Below are 21,746 nucleotides of genomic sequence, written 5' to 3'. Positions count from 1 at the left end.
CTGAAAAACAAATAAAGTATCGATTACCCCTCTCACTTGCTCAACATGCTATCGCCACCAATGCAGCGTTTAATCCACCCGCTTTAATCGACCCGCCTTAATCGACCAATTCCGGCTCGCAGCGCGCCATCAGACCCGCCAGGCCGACGCCCAGCGCGACGGCCAGTTTTTCCACCGTCAGCAGCGACGGCGTGGCGGCGCCCCGTTCGATCTCGCCGATGAACGAGCGGTTCAAGTCGGCCGCTTCGGCCAGGCGCTCCTGCGACCAGCCGTGCCCTTCGCGCAACTGGCGCACGGCCAGTCCAAACTGTTTGATCAACATGCTGTCCTCATGGGTGATGGGCAAAGGCGGAATGCGGTGCAACGGTAGCGGCGAGGGCCGGCAATTCGGCCGCCTCCTGCTGGCTGTGCGCTTGCGTGACATGGCTGCCTGGCGCCACGCTGCGGGTCAGCCAGACGTTGCCGCCGATGACGGAGCCCTGGCCGATGGTCACCCGTCCCAGGATCGTCGCTCCCGCATAGATGACCACGTCGTCCTGCACGATGGGATGGCGCGCCAAGCCCTTTTTCAGCACGCCGTCGGCGCCGGCGGGAAAGCGCTTGGCGCCCAGGGTGACGGCTTGATAAATGCGCACCCGTTCGCCGATGATGGCCGTCTCGCCGATCACCACGCCCGTGCCATGGTCGATGAAAAAACTGCTGCCGATGATGGCGCCCGGGTGGATGTCGATGCCCGTCTGCGAATGGGCCACTTCGGCGATGATGCGCGCCACCAGCGGCGCACCCAGCGCATACAAGGCATGGGCGAGGCGGTAATGGATGATGGCCAGGATGCCCGGATAGCACAGCAGCACTTCATCGACGCTGTGCGCGGCCGGGTCGCCATGGAAGGCGGCCGCCACGTCCGTGTCGAGCTGGGCGCGGATGCGCGGCAGCGCGCGGGCGAAACGCTGCACGATGGCCAGCGCCTGCTGCTCGATGGAGACCGTCTGCTGCAAGCCGTGCTGGCGCGCGTGATAACTGAGTTCGCGCCGCACCTGTTCGTGCAAGCCCGTCAAGGTCGTGTCGAGCGTGTGGCCGACAAAGAAATCCTCGCTCTCCTGCTGCAGGTCGAGGGGCCCCAGGCGCATGGGGAACAGGGCCGCGCACAGGGCGCTCACGATATCGCGCAAATGCTGGCGCGACGGGAATTCGCGCGCGCCGCACTCCTGGCTGCTGGCCAGCCCTTCGCGCCACTGCTCGCGCACGGCGCGCAATTCATCGACGATCTGGCGCAATTCCCATTGCGGCTGCGCGGCAAGGGAGGCAGGGGGAGTGGCTCGCTGGTTCATGGTGGTCCTGAAGGGAGATTTAATCTTGCAGCCAAGGCAAACTGTGCCAGCGCCAGCCGCCGCTGTGGCCCCGCTGCTGCTGTTCGTCGAGGTCGCCCTCGAAGCCTTGTGCGATATTGAAGACGTGCGTAAAACCGGCCTTGGCCGCCGCTTCGGCCGCCAGCGCCGAGCGCTTGCCGCTGCGGCACAGCAGCACCACGACGGCATCCTTGCCGCCCGCCCTGGCTTCCAGTTCGCGCGTAAAGCGGGGATTGCGGTTCATGGACGTGCCGGTGGCCCAGGCCACGTGCAGCGAGGCGGGCACGTAGCCGACGAACGTGCGCTCCTCGTTCGTGCGCACGTCGACCAGCACGGCTTTGCCGGCCTGCACCAGCTGCCACGCATCCTGCGCGCTGACGATGCCCGCATACGGCAAGCCCTGCGCCTGCGCCTGGGCGCGCGCATGCTTGAGCACTTCCTCGAACGCCCCTTCGCCATGCACGGCGCGGGGATCGAACACCAGTTCTGCAGCAGCCATCTTTCCACCTCTTCATTCCGTCGTCAAAAACAAGCACAAGCTCACTGTAGCGAACTTATGTTGTTCGGAAAACAAATTAAAAAGAGTTTGGAAAGCTGAAAAACGTATATGGGATCAGTTCCTTCGGAATCGGAATATGCCCCATTGGGGCATATTCCCCCCGAGGGTCCGCCCCCGGAACTCGCTTCCGGGTGTAATCAGGAAGCCCGGCGGCGCTCGCGCAGCAGAAAGCGCGCAGGATCGAGCGCCTCCGCCAGCTGGCGCTCCAGCGGCAGCGGCTCGCCCTCGAGCTGGCAAGCCAGCAGTTCGGCCGCCAGCGGCGCCCAGATCAAGCCGCGCGACGCGTAGCCGAGCAAGCCAAACAGGCCGGGCCAGCGGGGCACGTCGCGCAGGCGCTCGCAGCGGCCCGGCACGCCGGGATCGGGCAAAGCGCCCGCCAGCGGCAGGCGGTCCGGCGCCACGCAGCGAAAACCCGTGCGTCCGGCCAGCGGCGCATCGAACACGGGAATGTCGAGGATATCGGCGATCTTGCGGATATTCTCGTGCTGGCTGGCCGCGCGCACCGTGGCATCCGCCTCGGCGTCGTAGGTGGCGCCGACGCAGACGACGCCCTCATGCGCCGGCGTCATGTAGGCTTCGCGGCAGGCGACAAACGGCAGCGACGGCAGGCTGCCTGCGGCCAGGTGCGTGACCTGGCCGCGCACGGCGTCCAGCGGCAGGTCCGCCGCCTGCGCGAAATCAACCGCCCCCGTGCCGGCCGCCAGGATGACGGTGGGCGCCGCCGCGATCAGGCCGCCGTCGGCATCGCGCACCAGCCATTCCTCGTCGCCACGTTCCAGGCGCAGGGCGCTGCTGGAAAAGCGCCGCGTGAGCAAGGCGCCGCAGGCATCCAGCATGGCCGCGCAGACGGAGGATGGGCGCGCCCAGCCGCCCTGTTCGAACCACCAGGCGCCATCGGGTGCCGGCGCGCCCAGCATGGCGCTCGCCTCGGGCGCGTCCAGCCAGCGGGCGTACTGGCGCGGATACAGGCCACTGGCGGCGATCTGCCGCTGCACCTGCGCATGCGCGCCGTCGCGCGCCAGCTGCAGCACGCCGCATTGCGCGCCGTCGAAGGCGGCGCCGATGCCGCCCAGGTCTTTCCAGTAGCGCAGCGAGTACAGATAGGCGGCGCGCACCAGGCGCGTGGCGATATTGTCGTCCTTCGACAGCTGCGGCATGAAGATGCCCGCCAGGTTGCCCGACGCTTCGCTGGCCGGCTGCGCGTGGCGCTCGACCAGGGTCACTTTCCAGCCCCGCGCGGCCAGCCGTTCGCAGGCGGCCGCGCCGGCCACGCCCGCGCCGATGACGATGGCGCGCCGCTCGGGCGCCACGGCAGCCACGTGTTCTCCCCGCCGCGCATAAAACACGGCGCGCAAACGGCTCTCGTCGAAGACAAAACCGTTCTTCTGCAGCGCCGCGCGCTGCGCCTCGTCGAGGTGCACGGCCTGCAGGCGGGCGCCGTCCACCAGCAGGCGCGCCAGCAGCGGCACGGCGGCAGGCACCCACGCCAGCAGCACTTCATCGATGCGCGCCGCTACCTGCGCCAGGCAAGCCTCCGGCTCGCCGATCAGCACGTCGAGGGTCAGCAAGCCATCGCGCGATACCATGCGGTGCAGGCCCGGCACGCAGGGCGGCCATTGCATGCGCCATTCCTCGGGCAGGTGGCTGGCGTCGACGGGACGCGGCGCCAGCGCGATGTAATGCAGGCGGCGCCCGCCATGCGCGGCACAGGCGGCGCGCAGGCGCGCGCCGTCAAAGTCCGTGTCGAGCAGGACCAGCGCGCGGCGCATCAGCGCCCCGCGCGGCAAAAACAGGCAGGCGCATGGTCGTCGACCATGCCGATGCCCTGCATGTAGGCATAGACGATGGTCGAACCGACAAACTTGAAGCCCCGCTTGAGCAAGTCTTTCGACAATTTGTCGGACAAATCCGTCCTGGCGGGACGCTCGCCGGGCTGCCAGCTGTTGACGATGGGCTGGCCATCGACATATGCCCACAGGAAGCCGTCCAGGGTCTGGCCTTCCGCGCGCAAACGCAGATAGGCTTGCGCATTCGTGATGGCCGCCGCCACCTTCAGGCGGTTGCGCACGATGCCGGGGTCCGCCAGCAGCTGCGCCACCTTGTCCGGGCCATACGCGGCGATCTTTTCCGCATCCCAGCCGTCGAAGGCCGCACGGTAGGTATCGCGCTTGTTGAGGATGGTTTCCCAGCTCAGGCCTGCCTGCGCGCCTTCCAGGTTCAGCATCTCGAACAGCCGGCGCTCGTCGTGGCAGGGCACGCCCCACTCCGTGTCGTGATACGCAAGGTAGCGGGGATTGGCCGGATTGGCCCAGGAGCAGCGGATCGTGTTCATGGTCATGGTGTCTTCGTGTACAGGCAAGTGTCAGTATAGTTTATCGGCCGCGCAGGATGCGCCCCAGTTCCAGCAGGCCGTGCGCCATCTCGGCAGGGGGAATCGCCGCAAAGCCCAGCAGCAGCCCTGGCGGCGTGGCGCAGGCGGCGCCGGCGTCGGGGTCCGCATAGTGGCCCAGCGGACGCAGTTCGATGCCCCGTTCCAGTCCCGCGCGCGACACCGCTTCCTCGTCGTGCCCGTCGCGAAAATACGCGCACAGTTCCAGGCCGCTGTCGGCCGGACCGCACATGAGCTGGTCGTCCAGTTCGCGCGCAATCCCGCGCACCAGCAGATCGCGCCGTTCGGCATTGCTGTCGCGCGTGCGGCGGATGTGGCGGCCAAAGTGGCCTTCGGCGATGAAGTCGGCCAGCACCATCTGCGGCACGATGGCCGTGTGCCGGTCCATCACGGCCTTGGCCTGCACCAGCGCCTCGGCCAGCGCGGGCGGCGCCACCATGTAGCCCAGGCGCAGCCCGGGGAACAGCACTTTCGACAGGGTGCCCACGTACACCACGCAGCCGGCCCGGTCCAGGCTTTGCAGCGACGCGAGCGGCGCGCCCGTGTAGCGGTATTCGCTGTCGTAATCGTCTTCCACCACCCACGCCTTGTGCTGCGCGGCCCAGGCCAGCAGGGCCAGGCGGCGGGGCAAACTCATGCTCGCGCCCAGCGGCATCTGGTGCGACGGCGTCACGTAGGCCAGCTTCGCCTGCGGACAGTGCGCCACGCCATATGCCACATCCAGCCCCTGCGCATCGACGGGGACGGGAAACACGCGCGCGCCGGCCGCGCGCAGCGGGCCGCTGGCGCCACGGTAGCCGGGCGACTCCATCCAGGCCGCGTCGCCGGGCGCCAGCAGGATGGTCGACAGCAAAAACAGCGCCTGCTGCGAACCCGAGGTGATGACGATCTGCTGCGGCGTGCACTGGACCCCGCGCGACGCCTTCAGGTACACGCACAGCAGTTCGCGCAGCGGCAGGTAGCCGGCCGGATCGCTGTAGCCGAACTGGTGGTCGGGGCGGCGCCAGCGCCGCGCCTCCAGGCGGTTCCACACGTCGAACGGGAAATGGTCGATGCGCGGCATGCCGACGCGAAAAGCGCGCAGCGGGCCACGGTGTATCGCCACCTGGCGCATGGCCGCCACCACGCCCTGTCCGCGCGCCGACAGGGGCCGCAGCAGGCCGGGCGCGTCCATCTTGCCGGCCGGCGCGGCCATGGACACGGGCAGCGGAACGTCGCGGCTGACAAAGGTGCCGCGCCCCACGGCGCCATCGAGATAGCCTTCCGCCACCAGCAGCGCATACGCATTGAGCACCGTCTGGCGCGACACGGCCAGCAGGCGGCAAAAGTCGCGCGTGGGCGGCAGCTGCATGCCGGGACTCATGCGGCCATCGAGGATGGCGGCCTTGATGGCCGCATACAGCTGGCGAAACAGGGGCTCGGTGCCGCCGCGCCGCAGCGGCAAGGTGGCGATGATCTGGTGCAGGTGCGTGGCGGGCATGGAGATCCTCAAATTGGTAGCTTCAAGATAGCACTTATTGGATGTTTTAAATAGCCAAGACTGGCGCTAAGATGGCGCATCCCCCTACTCCCGTGGAGCATCCATGCATCAGTTTTTCGCCACCGTGGCCTGGCAGCGCGACGGCCAGGATTTCGCCGGCCAGCGCTACAGCCGCGGCCATGAATGGCAGTTCGACGGCGGCCTGACGGTCCCCGCCTCGTCCTCTCCCCTGTCCGTGCCGCTGCCCATGTCGGTGGCGGAAAACGTCGATCCGGAAGAAGCGCTGGTGGCCGCCACGTCGAGCTGCCACATGCTGTTCTTCCTGTCGCTGGCAGCGCAGCGCGGCTACGTCATCGACGGCTACCGCGACGAAGCCGTCGGCGAACTGGGAAAAAACAGCGCGGGCCGCCTGGCCATGACGCGCATCGTGCTGCGCCCGCGCATCGCCTTCGCGGGAACGCCGCCCACGCCCGAGGACTTGGCGGCCCTGCACCACGACGCGCATGCACGCTGCTACATCGCCAATTCGATCACCGCCGAGGTGGTGGTGGAAGGAGCGGCCTAGATGTACACGCCCGCCAGCTTCCGCGAAGAGCGCATCGACGTGCTGCATGGACTGATTGCCGCCCATCCCCTGGGCGCGCTGGTGCGCCATGGCGACGAGGGCTTGTGCGCCGACCACCTGCCGTTCGAGATCGCCGCGCCCACGCCCGAGGCCCCGTTCGGCATCCTGCGCGCCCACGTGGCGCGCGCCAACCCGCTGTGGCGCAGCGCCGGCGGCGGCGATGACTGCATGGTGATCTTCCAGGGGCCGCACGCCTACATCACGCCCGCCTGGTATGCGGAAAAGCAGCGCAGCGGCAAGGAAGTCCCCACCTTCAACTACGCGGTCGTGCATGCCCACGGCCCCTTGCGCGCCATCGATGACGCGGCGTGGCTGCTGGGATTGGTGGAACGGCTGACGGCGCGCCACGAGGCAGCTCAAGCCGCGCCGTGGCAAGTGGGCGATGCGCCGGCCGGCTATATCGACAAGCTGTTAAAGGCCATCGTCGGCATCGAAATCCCCCTCGCGCGTCTGGAGGGGAAATGGAAGCTGGGGCAGAACCGCAGCATGCAGGACCAGGCCAGCATGGCGCATGGCCTGGCGCAGGACGCGGAACCGGGAGCGGCGCAGGCCCTGGGCGCGCTGATCGCCGCCAACGTCAAGTTAGCCAGCTGACGGCCGCCGAAAACGTCAGGAACGACAGCGCCGTCGACACCAGAATGATGCGGGCGATGCGCGCCGTATTTGCGCCGAAACGCTCCGACAGCAGCGCGACGTTGCTGGCGCTGGGCAGGCACGCCACCAGCACCATGCAGGTGAGCGCGAACGGATCGAGCGGCGCGCCCAGCGCGATGGCCGCGTGGCCGGCGCCCCACACCAGCAGCGGATGCAGCAGCAGTTTTTTCAGCGCCACCGGCACGTACTCTTTCATCGGCGCCGGGTCGGCCGTGCTCATCTGCGAACGGGCCAGCACGGCGCCGATGGTAAACAGGGCCACCGGCGAGGCGGCATCGGCCAGCAAACCCACCGTCTGCATCAACGGCTTGGGCAAGGCCAGTTCCAGCCACGACGACAAGGCGCCCAGCACGATGGCCCACGGCATGGGATTGCCCGCCATGCCCTTCAAGGCATTCATGACGGCCGCGCGGCTGCCGTGCGCGCCGCCGCTGCCGATGCGCGACAGGGCGATGCACAGCGAACTGGTGATGAGCATGTCGACCACGATGGTGACGATGACGGGGCCTGAGGAACGGGGGCCGAGCAAGGTCAATAGCAGGGGCACGCCCATGAAACCCGTGTTCGGGAACGCCGCCACCAGCGCGCCGAAGGCGGCATTGTTCCAGTCGATGCGCTGGCTCAGGGTCATGGCCGTGGTGACGCCCACCATGATCAGGGCGCACAGCAGATAGACGCCAAAGACGCTGGCGTCGAGCAGTTGGGCGATGGGCGTGGCGGCGCCGAAGCGGTACAGCATGCACGGCAGCGCGAAGTACAGCACGAAACTGTTCAAGCCGCCGATGGCGGCCAGCGGCAGCAAGGTGCGCCGCACGGCCAGGTAGCCGCACAGCACCAGCGCGAAGAAGGGAAAGGTGATGGCAAGGATGGTCAGCATGGAGCGCCATTGTAGCGCGCCCCCGCGTGGCATCCGCTGGCGCAAAAAAAGGCCGCTCGCGCGGCCCAAGGAGGTTTTCGGAAAAACGCGGGTGGCCCGCTAGGGCTTGAGCTGGGCGCGGATCTCGCCGGCCGGGTAGGCGGCACTATGCACGTTCACGTACAGGTTGCCGGCCTGGTAGCTCGCATACTGGGGCGACGTGAGCATGGTGCCGGCAGGCACGGCAAACATGCCGGCGCCGGTCTGCACCAGGGGCACGATGACGGGGCCGTTGGCGCCGACGGGCGCTTCATGGATGTGCGCGACGGTGGCCACCATGCCCGTGTAGCGCACGCCGCCGCTGACGCTGCGGTCGTGGGCGACGCGGATATTGCTGCTGCCGCTGGCCGTGCTGGTATTGGCCGGCACTTCCTGCCCGCCCGTCAAGGTGACGTCATGGCCGCCCGGCTGGTGCGGGCCATGGGAACAGGCACCCAGCAGGGTTGCCAGCGCCAGCACGGTGGCGGCGCGGCGCGCGTGTTGTTGCAATGTGCTCATCGCAGTACTCCTTCAACGGACATCGGCTCACGGATGGCGCCCTGCCCCGCACAGCCGGGCCTACGCCGCACTTGCACTACCTGGTGCGAGAGTACTCCCAGGCCGCGCCGCCCGCTTTGCTTTTCGCCAAACTTGCCGCGCGTGCCGGCCCATTCCCGGCAACATCGCGCAGCGATCAGGCCAGATGCCCTTCCGCCACCCAGCCCCGGTTGGCGGCGGGCGCCTTCGGCTTGGGCGCGATGCCGCTGCTTTTTTCCGCGTCGAGGATGATGCTGCGCATGCTGTCGCTGGCCGCCGGTCCTGGCGCGAACGCATAGTACTCGTCATTGATGGGCAGGCCCGTCATGGCGTCGACCAGCACCGGATCGGCGGCCAGGCCCGTGTCGCGGCTGGCGATGACGAGGCTGGCGCCTTCGGGCGCGAAGTTTTCATTACCCCAGGCAATAAACGCCAGCAGGACGGGCTTGAAGGCGCGCCCGGACTTGGTCAGCACATAGTCGTAGCGGGGCGGCTTGGCGCAATACAGGCGGCGCGTCATCAAGCCCCCTTCGACCAGGTCGGCCAGGCGGCGCGTCAGGATGGTGGGCGCAATCTTGAGGCTTTTTTCAAATTCGTCGAAACGCGTCTTGCCGTAAAACGCTTCGCGCAGGATGAGGATGCTCCACCATTCGCCCACCTTGCCCAGGCTGCGTGCGATCGGGCAGGGCAAATTATTAAAGTTGGTATGTTTCATGACCATCTCCTCACGTTGATTCAACACAACAATCGAAAAAGTATTTCAGTTGCAATACGGAAACTTAGTTACTATCATCTTGAAAGCTTCATTCACCCCATGATGGCGGCCTGAAAATACGCACAAACTCACACTTTTCTTGTTCCAGTACAATCATGGCTCGTTCTGTTCCCCTCAACCCGGTACGAAAAATGGTGTCAGCCTTGCCATGCGGCGTCGCTGACCACGCCCGTTTTTCGCCAGATGCATCCAAGATGACTCCTTTGAAGCTTGCCGTACTGCCAGCCCTGTTTGCCCTTGCCGTTTGCCAGACCACCACCGCCGGTACCGTCTCCTCCGCATCGTTCCAGGCCACCCTCGTCATCCACGAGGTCTGCACCGTCAGCACGCAGCGCGCGCCGGCGCAGGTACACTGCCGCCACAACACGCCCTACCAGCTGCACCAGCAAGCCGCGCCATCGGGCGGCGGCCTCATCACTGTCACGTTCTAAAAATAAATCGTCGCCGTCACCGTATCCTTGTAGTCGCCGGGCGACGGCGCGCTCTGCGCCGGCACCAGCCCATACACCGTCACCGGCACGCTGGAGCCCGTGCCCGTGCCCGTCACCATGCTCGTGCCCGCCGTGCCATCGCCCCATGGCGCGCCATCGAGGGTGGCAGACAGCAGGTAGCTGACCTTGTCCGTCGTGACGGTATTTTTCATTTGGCGATTCGCCACATTGCCCGCCACGCTGCCGCCGTTGAGGGCGATCTGGTACGCGTTGCTGTTCACGCAACGCACGGACAAGGTACTGGTGCTGCGCAAATTGCCCGTCAAAATCGACGCGTTCGCGAACGCCATCGGCGTGGCCGTGATCGTGCAATCGTTGATGGCCGTGGCGTTCACCGTAAAGCCGAAGCTGCCGCTGTTGACCGTGCAGCCAAACAGATTGACCAGGCCGTACGTGGTGTAGGTATAGGTGCCCAGGCCCGCAAAGCTGGACGTATAGACCGTGTTGGCATTGGCCACCGTCGGCACGGCGGCCAGCGCGGCGCCGGCAGGAATCTTCGCGTACACGGTAAAGTTCATCGAGTAGGTGCCGGGCGGGGCCAGCAGGCCGGCCGACAAAATCATGCCGAAGGTCGATGGTGCCCCCGTGACGCCGGCGCCGCCCCAGATCTTTGCCGGCGCATAGCTGCCGTCCACATACACGTTGTATTCCATGCGGTTGCTGCCATTGCCCAGCTTGCGCGGCAGGGCCGAGGTGGAATTCGTGCCCAGTCCCAGCGAAATGCACACTTGCGCATTTGGCGTGAGCAATTGCCCCAGGTTCAGCGAAGAAAACACGCAGCTGAAGGTACCCGTTGCCTGCGCCACGTAATCGGTACCGGAAATGGGGCTGATGTTGCCGAAATCGATATTGGTCATGCTGACGGAACAGGTGTCGGCCCGCGCCGCGCCGCTGGCGCATCCCAGCAGCACGATCAGCCACAGCAGCAGGCGGCGCATTATCGGCCTCCCGCGGCGACGGCAACGCAAGTGAGCGGTCCCAGCATGGGCAAGCTCCCCGTGGCGGGACGCACGTACGCAAAATGCACGGAGCACAGGCTGTCGCTGTCGCCGATGCGCAATTCGTTTTCCCCGCTCAGGTCATCGACAAACGTCAGGCCGTCGAAGCCCACCACCGTGTGCTTGCCGCTTTGCACATGCAACACGGGCAAGCCCGTGGCCAGCGGCTTGCCATCGGCGCCGTGCACGACGATGGTGGCGGCGCTGTAGCGCTCGACGGGAAACGCGGCCAGCACGCCGGACAGATTGCTGGGCACCACATTGATATTGGTCACGGGCACTCTTGCATCGACATCCAGGCCATCCGTGCCGATGCTGATCTGATTATTGCCATACGGATTCAAATTCGGCACCAGCAAATAACCGCTGCGGCCCGTCACGCCGATCTGCCGGTTTTCATGCAGCACGGGCACGTCCGCCACGCCGCCCGTCGAGACCAGCGCGAAGCCATTGCCCACCTGGCGCGCGGCGGCCACGTGGCCATCCATCAGCACGAGGGCCCCCGCGGCGCCCAGCGAACCGGCATTGCTCATGGCATTTGTCTGCATGCGCGCCGTCACGCGGCCGACGTTGCCCAGGTAATCGACCTGCCCCTGGCGGTAGGCGGAGCCGCCCGACGTGCCCGATTGCACGGCCCAGCCGAAGCCGCCGCCGAAATCGGCGCTCTGCTGGGCAGAGAAGCTGCGGCTGTTCAAGTCATTTTGCCGGCTGGTATTGGCGCTGAGGGCGACGTTATTGTCGAACGCCATGCTCAGGCCCACATAAAAGCCCCGTTTTTCCCGCTGCCGCAAATCCTGGAACGCGCTGGTATTGATGAAGACGCCCTTGAACACGGTGGCCGAATAGCCGACGGTGGCAATCTTCGAGGCGGGCAAGCCGGGCGCGCGGTAGCCGATATAGCTGAAATTGACGCTTTGCCCCGCCGGCAGGGCCAGGTTCAGCGAGACGCGGTCGGCGGCGCGCGCCACGGGGCTGCCGTCGCGCGAGGCCAGGTCGCCGTAGCGGGCGCTGGCGCGCACGCTTTGCAGGTCGATGCTGTAACGGGGGCCCAGGTACTGGTAACCGGCGCTCGCTTGCACGCCGCGGTAGCGGCCCGCACTGGCGGACAGCGCACCATTGATGACGCCAGCCTGTCCCAGGCGCAGCAAGGCGCCGGCTCCACCATTGAGCACGCCGGAGGCCAGTTCGCCATGGCCTTCCACGGTGAAACTGTCGCTCACGCCGTAGCGGCCCGTGGCGCTGGCCACGGGTTTTTTCTCATAGGAAAATACGCGCTGGCCATAGTCGCGCCGCATGGCGCCCACTTCGATGGAATAATCGGTCAGCCCCATGGCCAGCAGGCGCGTGTCGACATACAGCGGCAAGGTCATCGCCACGCTGCGGCCCAGCGCGTCGCGGGTGATGACGGTCGCCTGCCCCGCCCCATTGATGCCGGCCACCTGGTTCAGCACGAAGGGGCCGCTGGGCACGCTGGCCGAATATTGTTGCACGCCATTGATATACAGGCTCAACGACGACGGCACGACGGCCGAACCATCGACCGAAGCCACGGGAAAGGTCAGCAGGTCCGGGCGCAGCTGGAAATTCTTGCGCCATTGCACGCCGCCGATGCGCACGGCGCGGCTCCACGCGAGGGAGCCGGATATGACGTCGCCCAGTTGCCAGGATTCCAGGGTATCGGGATCGGAATGATTCCAGAAAGTATCGAAACGCATGTAGCGGCGCTGGCCGGCGCCCAGGTTCAGCGTGCCGGTATTGCTGAACACGCCGCTGTGGTTGAAATAGCGAAAATCATTGAACAGCGCCGTGCGGTGCGTCTGGCCCAGTTCGGCATAAGCTTCGTAGTTGAGCACGGCGCCTGGCGTGACCTGCGCGGGCGGCGTGCGGCCGACGGAGCGGGCGCTGACCATGAACGGCGCGCGCAAGGTGTCGGCCACGCGCAGCGACAGGCTCTGGCGCGCCGCATCGTAATCGTAGCTGAGCCCCGGAATCGCGTCGAGCGCCACCTCGGTCTGGCCCGGCGCGACGAAGCGCGCCGGGTCCAGCCCAAGCTGTTGCAAATTCTCCACGCTGCTGAACAAGCCTTTACCCTGCTGGGTAAAGCGCAAGATCAGTCCCGTTGCTTCTGCATTCAAAATAACCTCCAGATACAATTCATTCGGTACCGCCTGATCGCGCGGCAAGCTGGCGGGACCGGGGTCCGCACCCGACACGGCACCCGTTGCGGCACCCGCCATCGTCACCTCCGCCGTGCCGTCCGCCCTGCCCACGCATGGCATGCTGGCCAGTAACAGCATCGAGCACGCCTGCCAAGTGAGCGACCATTTCATGGTGTGACCCGGTTCAGCAGGCGCGTGCCCTGCCGGCAATGTTCAGAGTGGTGTCGAATTTCGGGCAACGATCGCCTTTGCATTGACGGTGACGGAAATCGCCAGCGGCCCTTCCAGCGCGGCGTCCCTGGCGACGGGCAGGCGCCATTCGCGCATGCGCCCCGCCAGCACATAACCAAACAATCCCTTGCTGACGGCAAATTCCTTGCCGGCCTGGTTGGCCAGCACCATGCTGCCGATCTGCGCATGAAAATTCCCGCTATTCTTGATGCGCATCATCCATTCGCCTTCCTTGCGAAAGACTTGCCAGTCCAGCGTTTCCTTGCCCGGGCCGCCGCTGGGCAGCACGAACACGGGCACCGAATAGCGCAGCCGGATATCGACGCCGCTGCGCGCCGGATCGTCATCGCGCCCCACCTCGTCGATCAGCACGCGATACGTGCGCTCCTGCGCCGACGGAGCGGCCTGGGTGCGCACGAGACGGATGGTTTGCCGGCTGTTGGCGGCGATTTCCACGATGGGCGGACTGGCGACCAGCTCCTGCGTCGGCGCCAGCGCTTCCTCGCCATTTGCCTGGTCCCACACGAACACGCGCACCTGGCCAAACAGGGGCGCTTCGCCCAGGTTTTGCAAGGTGATGCCGGCGGCAGTCTGCTCGGCCCGCATGGTGAGGGTTACCGGCGAGATCTGCAGGTTGGCGGCGCTGGCCGCGCCCGGCCACGGCGCGCTGCAAAGCACAGCCAGCAGCGGCCAGGAGAGAAAGGCGCGGCGCAACGTCATGGGCGCTCCGCTTAAAAGTAGACGGTCGCGGTAATGGTCGATTTGTAGGTATCGGGCATGGGCGTGCTTTGCGGCGGTACATTGCCGTACACGGTGATGGGCTGGGCCGTGCCGTTGCCCGTGCCGCCATGCGTATCCGTGCCCTGGGTATTGCCCCAGACGGTGGCGCCGGCAGCCTGGAACAGGTTGAACTGCACCGTGGCCGTATTGCCGCCCGTGCCGCTCAGATAGCGCGTCGTGCCCACGGAACCTGCTCCCGTGCCCGCATTCAGGCCCACGTTGTACAGCGTGGTATTGGTGCACGTGACGTTCAGCGTCGTATTGACGTTCACGGCAGTAGCCAGTACACCCTGAGTTTGACCGAAGTCGAGTGGCAGGGCCGAAATCACGCAGTTGGCGATGATTTTCAAGGTGACGTCGAACGTCGTCGTATTGGTGCCATTCGAATACACGGCAGCATTGCTGACGCCAGGTACACTGACAGCGATCGCAGCGGCAACGGCCATTGCGGCGAGAGGGGAAAATTTAACGCGTAACATAAAGCCTCCGGATGATGGAACATCATGAACGGGCCCTTGCAGCAAGGGCACTGAGGATAGTCACGGAATTGCCGGCGTTTTCTAGGGCACGCAAACCAGGACAACACATACATCGCTAAGGAGTCGAACCGCTTGGGACATCCACTTGCTTGCCTCGATTGCAAACCATATTTTTTTGCAACCGACATTGCTTTTAATCAATGTACGACTGGATTATTAGCGATCTAAAAAATCGCCGCTTCTTCTGGCGGAGAAACATCTTTTGAAACACGAGAAAAGCAGAAAAAAAAGAAAAAGCAGGGCATAATAAACCACAACTTGCTTTTTGGTTAAGTCATCCATGCCATGCCATTGACCAGCGAAACCATCAAAAAGAACATCTTGATCGTGGACGATTCCGCGTTCGAGCAGCGCATGCTGATGGAACTGCTCAGCGAGCAGCCCTACCGTTTCAGCATCGCGTTCAACGGCTACCAGGGCTACCAGCTGGCGCTGGCCACGCATCCCGACCTGATCCTGCTCGACGTGCGCATGCCTGAGATGGATGGCTACACGGCATGCCGCTTGCTCAAGGCGAACCCCGAAACGGAACAGATCCCCGTGATCTTTCTCAGCGGCGCCGATGCGGCCAAGGAGCGCATCATGGGCTTGCAGGTGGGCGGCGTCGACTACATTTCCAAGCCGTTCACGCCGGAAGAACTGGCCGTGCGCATCCATATCCACCTGGGTTTGATGCGTAAAAGCAACAGTGACTTACCGGCAACGACACCGATCAGCGACAAGCTCCAGCATCCCGACCAGGTGTTCGTCAATGCCGTCAAGCAACTCATTCTCGACAACCTGGGCAGCCTGCCCAACCTGTCCGAAATCGCCCGCAGCGTGGGCACCTACCGCGAAAAGCTGACCCTGATGTTCCGCGAGCAGACGGGCATGACCGTGTTTGCCTTCATCCGCGAAGCGCGCATCGCGCGCGGCGTGGAATTGCTGCAGCAGACGGACATCGACGTGCAGGATATCGCCCTGCTGATCGGCTTTCACAATGCGGGCAACTTCGCCACCGCCTTTCGCGAACGCATGGGCGTCACGCCCAGCGCCTACCGCCAGCGCCTGCAGGAGCAGACGGGACAGCGGCAGGCGGCGGGCGGACGCTAACCGTGCCTGTGCGGCGCGCTCAGAACTTGTAGTTCAGCTTGAGGGACGCAAAGCGGCCACGGGGATCGGCCTGCGTATAGTCGAAGCCCGAAGCCGAGTAATCCCACGGCGCGCGCTTGTTGGCCAGGTTCTGCACGATGAAGGTGACGTTCGCCGCGGGCGTCACCTGCCAGCTGGTGGTCACGTCGAACGTGCTGAAGGCGGCTACCGATTCATCGAGGTGCGTGTTCTGCGCATAGCTGCCCACGTAATTCCACGTCAGGGTCGACGACCATTTGCCCTGCTCCCAGGTGGCCGAGGTGACGCCGCGCCATTTCGGGATGGAACCGAAGTAATTGGTGCCGGCGCCATCGGTAAGCGGCGCGCCGTCGGACAGCGGCTCGGCAAAGCGCAGCACGCGGCTCAGCTGGCCGGCCAGGGTCAGCTTGCCCCAGTCCTTGTCGACGAAGCGCTGGCGCAGGTCCAGGTCGATGCCGGACACTTCGCGCTGGCCCTGGTTGCGGTACTGGCGGTACAGGGTGGTGATGCGGCCATCGGCATCGCGCGTGATCTTTTGCGGCGCCGACGCTTCGTTGGCGATGGTGGTGGTGGCGCTTTCCGTGCCGATCACGCCATCCTGCTTGATGCGGTAGTAATCGAGACCGATGCTCGAACTGCTGGTGGGCGAGACCACCACGCCCAGGTTCAGGTTGTTCGAACGCTCGGGACGCAGCGCCGTATTGGCGATGGTGATGGCCGTCACGCCGCGCGTCTGCGTGGGCGTGATCGGGTCGCGCGGATCGAGCACGCTGACATAGCTGACGGCCGTGCTTTGCGTGATTTCCGGCAAGGATGGCGCGCGGAAGCCGCGCGACACGGTGCCGCGCACCAGCAGCCACGGCGCCGCCTGGTAGCGGGCGCTGGCTTTCGGCGAAAACGCATTGCCGAAATCGCTGTAATGGTCGGCGCGGCCGGCCAGGTTGACGGACAGGTCTTTGACGACGGGCACGTTAAATTCGGCAAACAGGGCCGACACGCTGCGCGAACCGTTGATGATGTTGATGGCCGGGCGCAGCTCCGTGCCCGACAGCACGGCCGTCGAGGTTTGCGAATCCATCTTTTCGCGGCGCCACTGGGCACCGGCGGCAAAGCCCAGCGGACCGGCCGGCAATTGCCACAGGTCTTTCGCGGCAGAAAAGTCGACGGTATCGAGCGTCGACTCGGCCGGACGCAGGGTGGACAGGCGCAGGCGGTTGCGCACGGCTTCGCTGTTTTGCGACTGGTCGAAGAAATTGTAGCTGCCGTCGGCCAGCACCTTCTGGAATTCATAGCGGTTGACGAAGTTCTGCACCGTTTCTTCCAGCTTGCTGCTGGAGTGGCCCACGGCCGCATCCCAGTCCCAGCCCGCCAGGGTGCCTTTGAGACCCGCCAGCGCGCGGTAGAACGTGACCCGGTCCTGCTTCAGGCGCGGCCCCAGGTCGAACAGGGTGGCCGTGAACGGCAGGGGCGTCGCGCCCGGATTGTTGGGATGGCCCACGGGCAGCACCACGGGGATGGTGTCGAGCGCCTGCGTGGCATTGTTCCACACGCGCGTGGCGTTGTTCACCGTCAGCGGCGCGCTGAACGTCTGGTCGGCGCGCGAATAGCTGTGCAGCAGATCGACATACGCTTCCGTATCCGCGTTCAGCTTGAAGGTGGCGCGCGCGGCCGTATGCACGCGCTGGATGCCGGGGATCAGGGTTTTATACGGCGACGGATTGTAGGCCAGCACTTGTCCCGTCTTGCCGGACGTGATGTCGCCATAATTGACCAGTTGCAATGGTCCCCGCACGCCGCCCAGGGTCTTGGTGGGATCGGTGCCCGCGTAGTTGGTGATGGCCCAGCCCAGGCTGCCCCGCTGCTGGTTGCGGAAATCCGCATCGCGCATCCACGCCACGTCGCTCTGCTGCAGCTTGTCGCGCTGCTGCGCGTCGATCGAGAAGACCAGGCTGTAGCCGTCTTCCTCGAGCTTGCCGAAGCCCGTCTGCAGGGCCGCGCTCTTTTCGTGCTGGCCCGTGCCTTCCGTCGAGCCGCCCCACTGCGCCGTGACGTCCGTGCCCGTGAATTCCTTGTACAGGATGATGTTGACCACGCCGGCCACGGCGTCGGAACCGTAGATGGACGAAGCGCCATCCTTGAGCACCTCGATGCGCTGCACGGCCGCCATCGGCAGGCTGTTCAGGTCGACAAAGGTTTCCTGCAGGTTTTGCGCCGTGGCATAGCTGGCCACGCGCTTGCCGTTGACGAGGATCAGGGTATTTTTCTGGCCGATGCCGCGCAGCGACAAGCCCGAGGTGCCGGCCGAAAAGCTGCCCGTGTATTGTTCGTTGTAGCTGTTGCCGCTGTTGGCGGAGATGGCGCGCAGCACATCCGAGACGCTGGTCTTGCCGCTGGCTTTCAATTCCTTGGCGGTGATGACCTGCACGGCGCTGGCGCCCTCCTTTTCGCTGACGCGGATATTCGAACCGGTGACGTTGACGCGCACCATGTCCTCCTGGGCATGGACGAAGGCGGGGAAGGCGGCGGCGATGGCAAGACTGATGGCGAGTGGTTTGAACATGGTTTCCTCTTATTGGGATTGCAGCCTTTTTCCGATAAAAAAGGCCGAGCAGGGGCACGCGGACCGGGTGGGCCAGCGGGCAAACGGCAACGAAACGGGTGGGAGTGACTTACGGGATGCGTGGACGGCCACGCATCGGCATCCACTGCGCCATGCATTGCATGGTCAGCTGATGACGAGTGGCGTAAAAACTGGCAGAAGGGGTAGAACGCAACATAAAAGACACCGGTAAGCGGGGAAAGGCCACTATATCGCGGCGCCTTTATGGCGTGAACGAATTAAAAATTGAATGTATATACGATTTGGATCTAAGCACTTGTCGTTTGACAACATTCAGGCATCGGCGGTGGACGCGGACGGGCCAGCGGGCGCCTGCGCCGCGCGGCGCGCCTGCACGCCCCACCAGTACCAGGAAATCAGGGCATTGACCCAGTAAGCCGCATACAGCACGGCCGTCAGGTGCAGGCCGCGGCTGTAGTAGAGCGGCACGGCCACGGTGTTGACCAGCAGCCAGAAACCCCAGGTTTCGATGCGCCGGCTCATCAGCAAGAATTGCGCGATGATGCTAAATACCAACACTGCCGAATCGATGAAGGGCGCGTAGGCATTCGTGAAGCGGTGCAGCAGCATGCCGTAGATCACCACGGAAGCGATGCCGGCCGGCACCACCCAGGCCAGGCTGCGCCAGCCCGTGCGCGTGATCGGCAAGGGCTTGCCGCCGGCGCCGCGCCGCCATTGCAGCCAGCCGATGACGCAGGTGACGATGAAAAACAGTTGCAGCATCACGTCCGCGTACAGGTTGACCTGGAAAAACAGGACGGCAAACAGCACGCAACCGACAATGCCGATCCACCAGGAATGAATATTGTTGCGTCCAGCCAGAATGATGGAGGCAGTCATCAGTACATTGGCGGCGATCTCGAGCGGGGCAGTCAAGCGGTCTTCCTTTGCGGGGCAGTGGTGGCACCGCGTCACTATAGCCGATTACACTGTACGGTGTTCGCCATGCCCGAGGCGAAAACGACGGGGCCGGGAAGAAAAAAAACGCGCAAAAATCCAGGAAATGCGCTTCGGAGGGGTCTTCAGCCGCCGCAGCCCTTGACTTCCGTGGCGATTCTGGCAAATTGAATATCAAGTTGAAACTCTAGGGAAGTCTCCGTATGCGCATGCGCCATCTCCTGTTTGCGGCAGTGCTGGGCATATCCGCCCTGCCCGCCGTGGCCTGCCGCATGACGATGGCGCTGGAGCAGTGGCCGCCGTATGTCTACCGCGATGCCCAGGGCCGCTATACGGGCCTGGACCTGGAGTTGCTGCAAGCCATTTTCAAGGAAGCCCGGTGCACCTTGGTCACCTTGCCGGAACTGCCCACCGCGCGGCGCCAGCTGCTGTTTCAGAAAGGGGGGCTGGACCTGATGCTGGCCGCGTCCGAGACACCGGAACGCCAGTCCTATGCCCGCTTTTCCATCTCGTACCGCGACGAAGCCGTGGGGCTGTTCAGCAAGGCCGGCGCACCCGGCGGCCAGCGCCAGATCGCCAGCTTCGCGCAGCTCGCGGGCGGCAAGTCGACCTTGCTGGCGCCCAAGGTGGGCTGGTATGGCGCACAGTACGCGGCGGCCCGGCCGGTGCTGGAAAAGGCCGGCCGCCTGAATGCGTTCGGCAGCTTCCAGCAAGGCGTGCGCATGCTCGATGCGGGCCGCGCCGACCTGCTGCTGGGCGACGTGCTGGCCGTGCGCCACGAGGCGCGTCAGCAGGGCGTGGCGCTGGCCGCCCTGCCCTTCCTGGCCCTGCGCGCGCCCGTGCACCTGATGCTCAATGCGCGCAATACCAGCGCCGCCGACCTGGCGCGCCTGAACGCCGCCATCACGCGCCTGGAGCAGCGCGGCACGCTGCCGGCGATCCGCGCCCGCTATGAAGCGCCGTAGCGGCGCTCAGCTCCCGGCAGCCGCTTCCAGGATCTCCAGCCGGGTTTCCCGGCCATTCTTTTGCACGCCCTGCGCCTTGTCGTAGCTTTCGATCAGCGCGCGGTACGGCGGCACGATATGGTCGGTCATGATGGCGGCAAACGCCATCGCGTCGGCGCGGTTCCATGTGCTCATCACTTCGGCCAGCACGGCATACGTATCGATCGGCACGGCGCCCGCCTGCGTCACGCGCGCCATGGTGATGTCGGTGGCCATCTTCGACCAGTTGCCCGAGGCGTCGATGATGGCAAACACCTTGTAGCCGGCCGCCAGCGCGCTGATGGTGGGAAAAGCCATGCACACGCTGGTGAGCGTGCCGGCGATCAGCAGCGTCTTGCGGCCCGTCTTTTCGATGGCCTCGACCCAGGCCGGATTGTCCCAGGCATTGATCTGGCCCGTGCGCGGGATGTAGACGGCTTCCGGATTGAAATGGTGGATTTCCGGGATCAGGGGACCGTTCGGGCCATCGGGCACGGAAGCGGTGGTGAAGGTCGGCATGTTGGCCAGGCGCGACAGCTTGGCCAGCGCCGTGACGTGGCCGCGCAGCACGTGCTGTTCGATGTCGCGCACCAGCTGGAACAAGCCGCTCTGGTGGTCGATCAGCAGCATGACGGCGTCGTCGGGGTCTATCATCGGCGGCAAGCCTTGGAAGTTGGCGGGGGTGCTCATGGTGGTCTCCTGGAAAACCATGCCGCGGGATGCGGCATGGGTACTGCACAAAGTGACTTACTTCTCGATGCGGGCGAAGCGGCCGCTGTTGAAATCCTCGAACGCCTGCACGATTTCCGCCTCGGTATTCATGACGAACGGGCCGTGGCCGACGATGGGCTCGTCGATCGGCTCGCCGCTCAGCAGCAGTACCACGGCGTCGTTGTTCGCCTCGATGGTGATGCTGTCGCCATCGCGCTCGAACAAGGCCATCTGCGCTTCGCGCACCACGCTCTCGCCGTTGACCAGCACCGTGCCGTGCAGGACGATCAGCGCCGTGCTCCAGCCTTTGTTCACGGGCAGTTCCGTCAGCTTGCCCTGGGCCAGGCGCATGTCCCACACCTGCATCGGCGAGAACGTGCGGGCCGGGCCATGCCGGCCACCGAAGTCGCCGGCGATCACGCGCACCGCGCCGGCGCCATCGGGCAGCGCCACGGTGGGAATGGTATCGCTGGCGATGGCCTGGTAGCCGGGCGCCGTCATCTTGTTTTTGGCCGGCAGGTTCACCCACAGCTGCACCATTTCCAGGGTGCCGCCCGACTGCGTGAAGGCGGGCGAGTGAAACTCTTCATGCAGGATGCCGGCGCCGGCCGTCATCCATTGCACGTCGCCGGGACCGATCACGCCACCCTGGCCCGTCGAATCGCGGTGCGCCACTTCGCCCTTGTAGACGATGGTCACCGTTTCAAAGCCCCGGTGCGGGTGCGAGCCGACGCCGGGCGGACGGGTGCCGGGGGCAAACTCGGCGGGGCCTGCATAGTCGAGCAGCAGGAAGGGGCTCAGCTGCTTGCCATGGCCGTTGTACGAAAACATCGAGCGCACGGGAAAACCGTCGCCGACCCAGTGCTGGCGCGGTGCGCTGTAGATACCGGTAATTTTGTTCATCTCGCTCTCCTGTTCGGGTGTGCATTACGATGGAGACAGAATACGCTTGCAACGATAAGCG

22 protein-coding genes are annotated in these 21,746 nt (G+C 65.2%); 5 read left to right on the top strand and 17 right to left on the bottom strand.

Translation table 11 applies throughout. The annotated features are described in order from the left end of the window. Positions 1-97: 97 nt before the first annotated feature. The 6 genes from GCN75_RS16585 to pdxR all read right to left on the bottom strand — a co-directional run bounded on the left by GCN75_RS16585 (position 98) and on the right by pdxR (position 5,777). The gene (locus GCN75_RS16585) at positions 98-322 is read right to left on the bottom strand and encodes a helix-turn-helix domain-containing protein (protein ID WP_070305409.1); all 225 of its coding nucleotides are present in this window, start codon (positions 320-322) and stop codon (positions 98-100) included. 7 nt (positions 323-329) lie between these two features. Continuing rightward, complete coding sequence (gene epsC / locus GCN75_RS16580) at positions 330-1,331, bottom strand: serine O-acetyltransferase EpsC (RefSeq protein WP_152283440.1); 1,002 nt, start codon at positions 1,329-1,331, stop codon at positions 330-332. A gap of 19 nt (positions 1,332-1,350) precedes the next feature. Continuing rightward, positions 1,351-1,848, bottom strand: coding sequence for a rhodanese-like domain-containing protein (locus GCN75_RS16575; protein ID WP_152283439.1), 498 nt, complete (start codon positions 1,846-1,848; stop codon positions 1,351-1,353). Positions 1,849-2,045: 197 nt separating this feature from the next. Then, positions 2,046-3,677, bottom strand: a complete 1,632-nt coding sequence (gene mnmC, locus GCN75_RS16570; protein ID WP_152283438.1) for an FAD-dependent 5-carboxymethylaminomethyl-2-thiouridine(34) oxidoreductase MnmC — start codon at positions 3,675-3,677, stop codon at positions 2,046-2,048. Then, a complete protein-coding gene (locus tag GCN75_RS16565; protein WP_152283451.1) occupies positions 3,677-4,240 on the bottom strand; it encodes a DNA-3-methyladenine glycosylase I in 564 nt (187 codons plus the stop codon). Before GCN75_RS16565 ends, mnmC begins: the two co-directional genes overlap by 1 nt. Positions 4,241-4,280: 40 nt before the next feature. Beyond that, positions 4,281-5,777, bottom strand: coding sequence for a MocR-like pyridoxine biosynthesis transcription factor PdxR (gene pdxR, locus GCN75_RS16560; RefSeq protein ID WP_152283437.1), 1,497 nt, complete (start codon positions 5,775-5,777; stop codon positions 4,281-4,283). Between the two features lie 103 nt (positions 5,778-5,880). On the opposite strand from pdxR, the gene GCN75_RS16555 reads away from it, so the two are divergent. Together GCN75_RS16555 and GCN75_RS16550 are read left to right on the top strand one after the other, a co-directional pair. Beyond that, on the top strand, positions 5,881-6,342 hold the full coding sequence (locus GCN75_RS16555; protein ID WP_152283436.1) for an OsmC family protein: 462 nt from the start codon (positions 5,881-5,883) through the stop codon (positions 6,340-6,342). Next, the gene (locus GCN75_RS16550) at positions 6,343-6,996 is read left to right on the top strand and encodes an FMN-binding negative transcriptional regulator (RefSeq protein ID WP_152283435.1); all 654 of its coding nucleotides are present in this window, start codon (positions 6,343-6,345) and stop codon (positions 6,994-6,996) included. Here the strand turns inward: GCN75_RS16550 and GCN75_RS16545 are convergent. From GCN75_RS16545 to GCN75_RS16535, 3 genes are all read right to left on the bottom strand, one after another. After that, entirely contained in the window at positions 6,980-7,933 is a 954-nt protein-coding gene (locus tag GCN75_RS16545; RefSeq protein WP_152283434.1) for an AEC family transporter, read from the bottom strand. The genes GCN75_RS16550 and GCN75_RS16545 overlap by 17 nt on opposite strands. A 99-nt stretch (positions 7,934-8,032) precedes the next feature. Beyond that, complete coding sequence (locus GCN75_RS16540) at positions 8,033-8,470, bottom strand: CHRD domain-containing protein (protein WP_152283433.1); 438 nt, start codon at positions 8,468-8,470, stop codon at positions 8,033-8,035. Between the two features lie 175 nt (positions 8,471-8,645). Continuing rightward, complete coding sequence (locus tag GCN75_RS16535; protein ID WP_071326735.1) at positions 8,646-9,203, bottom strand: winged helix-turn-helix transcriptional regulator; 558 nt, start codon at positions 9,201-9,203, stop codon at positions 8,646-8,648. Positions 9,204-9,457: 254 nt separating this feature from the next. Between GCN75_RS16535 and GCN75_RS16530 the strand changes: the two genes are divergently transcribed. Continuing rightward, a complete protein-coding gene (locus tag GCN75_RS16530) occupies positions 9,458-9,694 on the top strand; it encodes a hypothetical protein (protein WP_152283432.1) in 237 nt (78 codons plus the stop codon). On the opposite strand, the gene GCN75_RS16525 is transcribed toward GCN75_RS16530, so the two are convergent. From GCN75_RS16525 to GCN75_RS16510, 4 genes are all read right to left on the bottom strand, one after another. Further along, positions 9,691-10,692 carry a Csu type fimbrial protein gene (locus GCN75_RS16525; protein WP_152283431.1) on the bottom strand — a complete coding sequence of 334 codons (1,002 nt, stop codon included), beginning with the start codon at positions 10,690-10,692 and terminating at the stop codon, positions 9,691-9,693. The two genes, GCN75_RS16530 and GCN75_RS16525, sit on opposite strands and share 4 nt — an antisense overlap. Beyond that, entirely contained in the window at positions 10,692-13,049 is a 2,358-nt protein-coding gene (locus tag GCN75_RS16520; RefSeq protein ID WP_193317536.1) for a fimbria/pilus outer membrane usher protein, read from the bottom strand. The genes GCN75_RS16525 and GCN75_RS16520 overlap by 1 nt, the downstream gene beginning before the upstream one ends. Before the next feature lie 75 nt (positions 13,050-13,124). Further along, entirely contained in the window at positions 13,125-13,862 is a 738-nt protein-coding gene (locus tag GCN75_RS16515; RefSeq protein ID WP_152283429.1) for a fimbrial biogenesis chaperone, read from the bottom strand. A gap of 11 nt (positions 13,863-13,873) precedes the next feature. Continuing rightward, positions 13,874-14,368, bottom strand: coding sequence for a Csu type fimbrial protein (locus GCN75_RS16510; RefSeq protein ID WP_152283450.1), 495 nt, complete (start codon positions 14,366-14,368; stop codon positions 13,874-13,876). 378 nt (positions 14,369-14,746) lie between these two features. Between GCN75_RS16510 and GCN75_RS16505 the strand changes: the two genes are divergently transcribed. Beyond that, a complete protein-coding gene (locus tag GCN75_RS16505) occupies positions 14,747-15,553 on the top strand; it encodes a response regulator transcription factor (RefSeq protein WP_152283428.1) in 807 nt (268 codons plus the stop codon). A 19-nt stretch (positions 15,554-15,572) separates the two neighbouring features. On the opposite strand, the gene GCN75_RS16500 is transcribed toward GCN75_RS16505, so the two are convergent. Both GCN75_RS16500 and pnuC read right to left on the bottom strand, forming a co-directional pair. After that, positions 15,573-18,131, bottom strand: a complete 2,559-nt coding sequence (locus GCN75_RS16500) for a TonB-dependent receptor (protein WP_152283427.1) — start codon at positions 18,129-18,131, stop codon at positions 15,573-15,575. A gap of 333 nt (positions 18,132-18,464) precedes the next feature. Beyond that, on the bottom strand, positions 18,465-19,067 hold the full coding sequence (pnuC, locus tag GCN75_RS16495; RefSeq protein WP_152283426.1) for a nicotinamide riboside transporter PnuC: 603 nt from the start codon (positions 19,065-19,067) through the stop codon (positions 18,465-18,467). A gap of 230 nt (positions 19,068-19,297) precedes the next feature. Between pnuC and GCN75_RS16490 the strand changes: the two genes are divergently transcribed. Continuing rightward, the gene (locus tag GCN75_RS16490; protein ID WP_226941427.1) at positions 19,298-20,053 is read left to right on the top strand and encodes a substrate-binding periplasmic protein; all 756 of its coding nucleotides are present in this window, start codon (positions 19,298-19,300) and stop codon (positions 20,051-20,053) included. 6 nt (positions 20,054-20,059) lie between these two features. On the opposite strand, the gene GCN75_RS16485 is transcribed toward GCN75_RS16490, so the two are convergent. Together GCN75_RS16485 and GCN75_RS16480 are read right to left on the bottom strand one after the other, a co-directional pair. Continuing rightward, positions 20,060-20,761 carry an isochorismatase family protein gene (locus tag GCN75_RS16485; protein WP_226941426.1) on the bottom strand — a complete coding sequence of 234 codons (702 nt, stop codon included), beginning with the start codon at positions 20,759-20,761 and terminating at the stop codon, positions 20,060-20,062. 57 nt (positions 20,762-20,818) lie between these two features. Then, complete coding sequence (locus GCN75_RS16480; protein ID WP_152283424.1) at positions 20,819-21,685, bottom strand: pirin family protein; 867 nt, start codon at positions 21,683-21,685, stop codon at positions 20,819-20,821. Between the last annotated feature and the right edge of the window lie 61 nt (positions 21,686-21,746).

The sequence above is a fragment of the Janthinobacterium violaceinigrum genome (assembly GCF_009208555.1).
GTDB classification, from domain to species: domain Bacteria; phylum Pseudomonadota; class Gammaproteobacteria; order Burkholderiales; family Burkholderiaceae_D; genus Janthinobacterium; species Janthinobacterium violaceinigrum.
Note: the sequence above shows the minus strand (reverse complement) of the source record. Positions and strands in the feature narration are given on the sequence as shown.